We start from the raw sequence: 4,091 nt of genomic DNA, 5'->3' as shown, positions 1-4,091 counted from the left end.
ACAACGGCCAGGCCCCCTTCATTCCGCAGGGTTGGGCGGCCATCGTCGCGGCCCAGCAGCAGGTCGTTGCGGCCCATGCCAACATGGCCTTCGCCGCGACAGCCTTCGGGCTGGAGCAGCTCGACGGCGGTCACTACACAGGGGCCTCGAGAGCCTGGCAGGCCGCTGACGTCGCAACCGCCGCCCTGTCTCTCATGGGACTGCAGAACCTCAGCTTCACGAACCAGGTCGGAACATCGGCCGCCGATACGCTCATCCTGTCGGACATGGGCGTGAGGCTTGATGCCGGGAATGGCGACGATGTCGTTTTCGGCGGTGCCGGCGATGACATCATCCGCGGGAACTTCGGATCAGACCTGATCCTCGGTGGACTGGGTCGAGACATTCTTTCGGGGGGCTATGGGAACGACACCCTCTATGCCGGTGCCGGCCAGGGCGAATTGCACGGAGACGCAGGGAACGACCTGCTGACGAACGGTGACGACGGCGGCCTGATGGCCGGCGGGCTGGGCGTCGATACCCTGCTCGGCGGCAGCGGGGCGGACACCCTCGACGGCGGTACAGGTGCCGACGTCATGGCCGGTGGCCAGAACGACGACACCTACTATGTCGATAACATTGCCGACCAGGTTGTTGAGTACGCGGGCGAAGGCTTCGACACAGTCATCAGTAGCCTGGCGGCATACACCCTGACGGGGACCGTTGAGGCGGGCCTGCTGACGGGCACCGCCGTTCAGCTCACCGGCAATGACCTGAACAATTCGCTCAAGGGCAGTACCGGCGCAAATCTCATCAATGGTGGGGCCGGAGCTGATACACTCGACGGCGGCGGCGGGGTGGATACCCTGGTCGGTGGCACGGGCGACGATACCTATATTGTCTCCATCGCCAACACCGTGATCCTGGAGTCGGCAGGGGGCGGATTCGATACGATCCAGCTGAGGATCAACAGCTTCACGATGTCTTCGGAGGTTGAGGCCCTGGTCTATACCGGTGCCGCAACCGTCAACGTCGTTGGAAACGCCCAGAACAACCTCATTACCGGTGCCACCGGCGGAGACACGCTGGACGGTGGTGGCGGTGCCGACACGCTGATCGGTGGCCTCGGCGGTGATTTCTATACGATCGACGACGTCCGGGACGTCATTGTCGAAGAGCTCAATGCCGGCGGTGACACCGTCAGAACAGCCCTGGCGATCTATACCCTGCCGACAAACGTCGACTATCTGATCTACACGGGTTCGGCGGCGTTTTATGGCACCGGAAACGCCCTGGGAAACCAGATCACCGGCGGCGGCGGAGCTGATACGCTCGACGGCGGCAGCGGCGTGGACAAGCTCACGGGTGGTGCCGGCAACGATCTCTATCTCGTCGAAAGTACGGGCGATCAGGTCGTTGAACTGGCGGGCGGCGGTCTGGATACGGTCCAGGCCAATGTGAACTACTACCTGCTAGGCGCCGAGGTCGAGAACCTCACCTTCGTCTTTAGCGGCAACGCCTCCGGGGTCGGCAACGTCCTGAACAACGTCCTTACCGGCGGCAATGGTGCCGATACGCTCGACGGCGGGCTCGGTGCCGATACGCTTGCCGGAGGCCTCGGTGCCGATGTCTATGTCGTCGACAACGCTGGCGATCTCATCGTCGAACGCGAAGCCGAAGGTATCGACCTCGTCCGGACGGTACTCACAACCTACGCCCTGTCCGCCAACGTCGACAATCTGACCTATACCGGCGGGCTCGCCTTCGCCGGTCAAGGCAACGGGCTCGGCAACGCAATCACTTCCGGAGCCGGGGCCGACACGCTCGACGGCGGCCTTGGTGCAGACACACTGACGGGCGGACTGGGCGACGATGTCTATGTGGTCGACAACCCCGGCGACGTGGTCATCGAAAACACGGGTGCCGGCATCGACCTGATCCGGACCACCGTCGGTAGCCTGACCCTGGCCAGCGGCGTCGATTTGCTGACCTATGTCGGTACCGGCGATTTCAGGGGTGTGGGCAACATGCTCGCCAACACCCTGACCGGCGGCGCGGGTGCCGATACACTCGACGGCGGAGCGGGCGCAGATCGCCTGATCGGCGGACTGGGCGACGACACCTATGTGATCGATGCCACTGGCGACGTCGTGGTCGAGGCCCAGGGTGGCGGCAATGACACCCAGATCGTCTCGCTGTCCGTGTTCACGATCGGCGCAAACATCGAGGCCCTGACCTATTCGGGTACGGCGGCATTCCAGGGCATTGCGGGTTCGACCAGTGCCCTCATTAGGGGTGGATCGTCAGCCGATACCCTGACCGGCGGTGCCGGTGCCGATACACTCGATGGCGGGGCCGGGGCGGACAGCCTCCTGGGGGGTGCGGGTGACGATGTCTATGTCGTCGACAATCTCGGCGACAAGGTTGTCGAATCCGCTGCCGGCGGGACCGACACTGTGCGTACGACCCTGTCCAGCTACGGGCTCGGACTGGAACTCGAGACCCTGATCTATGTCGGATCCGGCCCCTTTAACGGCTCGGGAAACGCAGCAAACAACCGGATTCTCGGCAGTGGCCTGTCCGACAGCCTGTCAGGCGGTGCCGGTGCGGACACCCTGGACGGCGGCACCGGCGCAGACCTCCTGACCGGAGGCTCCGGCGATGACCTGTTCCTGGTCGACAATACCGGCGACGTCCTGGTCGAACTGTCCGGCGGCGGCCTTGACGAGGCGATCGTTTCGATCTCGACCTACGGACTTGCCGCCGAGATCGAGATCCTGACGTTCGCAGGCAACGCCACCTTCCAGGGCTCGGGCAATGCGCTCGCCAACCGCGTCAGCGGTGGCAGCCTGTCCGACAGCCTTTCCGGTCTGGCTGGCGACGATACCCTGGTCGGTGGGCTTGGTGACGACACCCTCGAGGGCGGCTCGGGCCTGGACACCGCCAGCTATGCCGGTGTCAGCAGCGCCTACACGGTCTATGGCGATGGTAGCGGGGGCTTCTACGTTTCCGGCACCGAGGGCTTCGACCGGCTCGTCGACGTCGAACGACTGATGTTCTCCGACGGCGTAGTGGACATCGCGGCTTCAGCCGTCTGGCTGAGCGGCGGGACGACAGGCGATACGTTGGCCGGCGGTGTCGGTGATGACATTCTGAACGGCGGCGCTGGTGATGACCTCATTCAAGGCGGCACCGGATCTGATGTCGCGGTCTTCGCCGGCCGCCGCGCCGACTACCGGATCTTCGCGGATGGCGAGGACGGCCTCTATCTCCAAGGTCCCGACGGGCTGGATCATCTGGTCGGTATCGAGGTCCTCCGCTTCAGTGACGCAAACCTGGCGACCTCCATTCCGCCCCTCGACCTATGGCTCAAGGGGACGAATGGCAAAGATACCCTGACCGGCAACACCGGCGACGACGTCCTCACGGGCGGCCTCGGTGACGACAGCCTGGTCGGCGGCGTGGGCACGGACACGGCCCGCTTCAGCGGCACCCTCGCGGCCTCGACGGTCTACAGTGACGGCGCCGGCGGCTTCATCGTCAGCGGCACCGACGGCTTCGACCGCCTGCAGGGCGTTGAACGTCTGGCCTTCGATGACCAGACCGTGGATGCGGCGACCGCCGCTTCGGCCCTGTGGCTCGAAGGCACGGCCTCGGCCGAGACCCTGACCGGCGACGCCGGCGACGACGTCCTCACGGGTGGCCTCGGCGATGACAGCCTGGTCGGCGGCGCGGGCACCGACACCGCGCGCTTCAGCAGCACCCTGGCGGCCTCGACCGTCTACAGCGACGGCGCCGGCGGCTATATCGTCAGCGGCACCGACGGCTTTGACCGCCTGCAGGGCGTCGAACGCCTGGCCTTCGATGACCAGACGGTCGATGCGGCGACCGCCGCCACGGCGCTTTGGCTCGAAGGCACCGCCTCGGCCGAGACCCTGACCGGTGGCAACGGCGACGATGTCCTGACCGGCGGTCTGGGCGATGACAGCCTGGTCGGCGGCTCGGGCACGGACACGGCCCGCTTCAGCGGCACCCTGGCAGCCTCGACGGTCTACAGCGACGGGACCGGCGGCTACATCGTCAGCGGCACCGACGGCTTCGACCGCCTGCAG

General features: G+C 65.7%; 1 protein-coding gene. It reads left to right on the top strand.

What is annotated here, in order from left to right:
* On the top strand, positions 1 to 4,091 hold a 4,091-nt coding region (locus DBR10_RS18035), incomplete at both ends, for a beta strand repeat-containing protein (RefSeq protein ID WP_272482614.1).

Source organism: Caulobacter sp. HMWF025 (assembly GCF_003060965.1).
Lineage (GTDB): Bacteria > Pseudomonadota > Alphaproteobacteria > Caulobacterales > Caulobacteraceae > Caulobacter.
This window is presented reverse-complemented; position numbering and strand designations above follow the sequence as displayed.